At 63.2% G+C, this 2,671-nt stretch carries 2 protein-coding genes; both read left to right on the top strand.

The window, feature by feature from the left end:
- The coding region (locus tag ACH2AT_RS10905; RefSeq protein WP_394966000.1) for a hypothetical protein at positions 1–855 on the top strand (855 nt) is incomplete at its 5' end.
- Positions 856–873: 18 nt separating this feature from the next.
- The gene (rlmD, locus tag ACH2AT_RS10900; RefSeq protein ID WP_394965998.1) at positions 874–2,517 is read left to right on the top strand and encodes a 23S rRNA (uracil(1939)-C(5))-methyltransferase RlmD; all 1,644 of its coding nucleotides are present in this window, start codon (positions 874–876) and stop codon (positions 2,515–2,517) included.
- Positions 2,518–2,671: the final 154 nt, after the last annotated feature.

Raw genomic sequence — 2,671 nt, 5'->3', positions numbered from 1 at the left:
ACCTCCCCCAGCGGCAAGACCTATCTGGACGCGGACACACTGAAGACCGCGCTGGAAGCCGAGGAAGTGGAGTTTCTGACCGCGGAGCCCGGCGAGAGTTATGCCGGCGCGGCAAACCGCCTGCTGGCCGCCGGTGCGGGGGTGCTCATCGTTCCGCAGGACGCCGCCCCGGTGGACTCTTCCCTGCTGGAAGCCGCCAGAACGGCGGGCGCCACGGTGTTTTTTGTGGGTGAGAGCCCCAGTGACGCCACCCTGAACTCCAGCGCTGAACTGTGGTATCTGGGCAGCCTTGCCTCCCACGGCGGCGAGGTGCTGGGCAAAGCCGTCGCCATGGACTACCGCGACGGCGACGTCGCCGACGCGAACGGCGACCTGCTGCTGCAATATTACCTGTTCCAAAGCGCCCCCGACGAGGAACAGGCCAGCCTCTCCAACTACGCGCTGGTCGAGTGCGAGCATTACGGCGTGTACACCGCCCAGGTGAACTATACCGATAGTGAGGGCGCGGCGCTCCCCTTTGACGCTGAGTCCCTTGCCGGCCAGGGCGCGCCGGAGGTCATTCTCTGCACCAGCGCCCAGGACGCGCAGACCGCCCTTGAGACCGCATCGGCCCTGGGCTGGCTGGAAGGCGAGCAGCCGGTGCGTATCTATGCCGCCGCCGACTCCCCCGAAGAGGCGGAAGACCTGGTTGCGGACGGCGTGCAGGCCGTGGCCCACTATGACCCGGCGGCCATGGGCAGCACGGCGGCCCGTATGGCGCTGAACGCCCTGGAGCACCAGTTCCCCGGCCTCGGCACCGAACTCTCGTCGGACGAGGCGGGCCGCTTCATCCTGCCCTACGGCCTGAGCGAATGAGAAAAAGGAGGGCTTTTTGTGCCCGGCTTGAAAAACACCCTGGCGCGGCTCACCATTGAAAGCCTTTCCAGCGACGGCAGCGGCGTGGGCCGGCTGAACGGCAAAGCGGTGTTCGTGCCCGCCACTGCCCCCGGCGACGATGTCACCGTAAAGATCGTGAAGGACATGGGCCGTTATGCCTTTGGCATCGTGGAGGAGCTTCACGTTCCCGGCCCCGGCCACATCCGGCCGGACTGCCCGGTCTGCCGCCCCTGCGGCGGGTGCTGTTTCAGGCATCTGGACTATGAGGCCGAAGCCCGCGCCAAAGAGGGCTTTGTGGCGGACGCATTCCGCCGTCTCGGCGGCTTTGAGGCTCTGCCGGTGCTGCCGCTGCTCACCGGCCCCCTGACCGACCGCTACCGCAACAAGGTGCAGTTCCCCGTCGGGTATGACATGGACGGGAATGTGACCTTCGGCTTTTATGCCGGCCGCAGCCACCGGCTGATTCCCTGCCGGGACTGTCTCTTGCAGCCCAGGGCCCTCAACGACATCGCCGCCGCGGTCTGCGCATTTTTACAGGCGCACCGCATCCCTCTTTACAATGAAGAGACCCACCGCGGCCTGGTGCGGCATATCTTCCTGCGCCAGGGCTGGCACAGCGGGCAGGTGCTGCTCTGCCTCGTCGTCAATGGCCGCAGCCTGCCCGATTCAGAGCAGTTCTGCGCCGAACTGACGGCTCAGTTCCCGCAGATCAAAACCATCGTTCTGAATGTGAACCACCAAAAGACCAACGTCATCACCGGCGAGGAGTGCATCTCCCTCTTCGGTTCCGGCTTCATTGAGGACACGATGTGCGGCGTGCCCGTGAAACTGGGGCCGCTGTCTTTCTATCAGGTCAACACCCCCGCCGCCGAGCGGCTCTACGCCGTGGCCCGGGAGTTCGCCGGCCTGCTGCCCACTGATACCCTGCTGGACCTCTACTGCGGAATGGGCACCATCGGCCTTTCCATGGCGGGCGACTGCGGCGCTCTTGTGGGCGTGGAAATAGTGCCCGAAGCGGTGGAGAGCGCCAGGGCCAACGCCGCCGCCATGGGCGTGCAAAACGCCCGGTTCCTCTGCGCCGACGCCGGGCAGGCTGCGGCGCAGCTTGCCGCCGAGGGCCTCAGCCCGCAGGTCATCTGCCTTGACCCGCCCCGCAAGGGCTGCGACGCCGCGACCCTGGACGCAGTGCTGGCCATGGCTCCCCGCCGCGTGGTGATGGTCAGCTGCAACGCCGCCACCGCCGCCCGGGACTGCCGCTATCTCGCCGACCGGGGCTACCGCCCCGTGAAGGTGCAGCCTGTGGACCTGTTCCCCCGCACAAAGCATGTGGAGACGGTCGTCTTGCTTTCCAAGGGAGAAATCGACTCGAAGAAAGTGCGTGTGGAGTTTTCTCTGGAGGACATGGATATGTCCGGGTTCCAGAAGGGTGCGACCTATGAGCAGATCAAAGCGTATGTGCTGAAACATACTGGCTTGAAGGTATCTTCTCTGTACATCTCCCAGGTCAAGCGGAAATGTGGGCTGGATGTTGGGCAGAACTATAATCTGTCGAAGAAGGAAGATGCCAAAGTGCCGCAGTGCCCGCCGGAAAAGGAAGCGGCGATTATGGAGGCACTGAAGCATTTTCAAATGCTTGAATAGGGATCGTTTCTTGATTAAAGACCAACTGCTATGATGGCGGTCGGTCTTTAATTCAAGCCTGTATTGCTAGTAAAATAGTATGATTTTAGAATTGTTTGCGATTGATTCCCTTTGTTGACGGTCGCGCTCATCTAGGGTACAATTATACTGGGTT

Source organism: Candidatus Allofournierella excrementigallinarum (genome assembly GCF_944388085.1).
GTDB lineage: Bacteria > Bacillota > Clostridia > Oscillospirales > Ruminococcaceae > Allofournierella_A > Allofournierella_A excrementigallinarum.
This window is presented reverse-complemented; position numbering and strand designations above follow the sequence as displayed.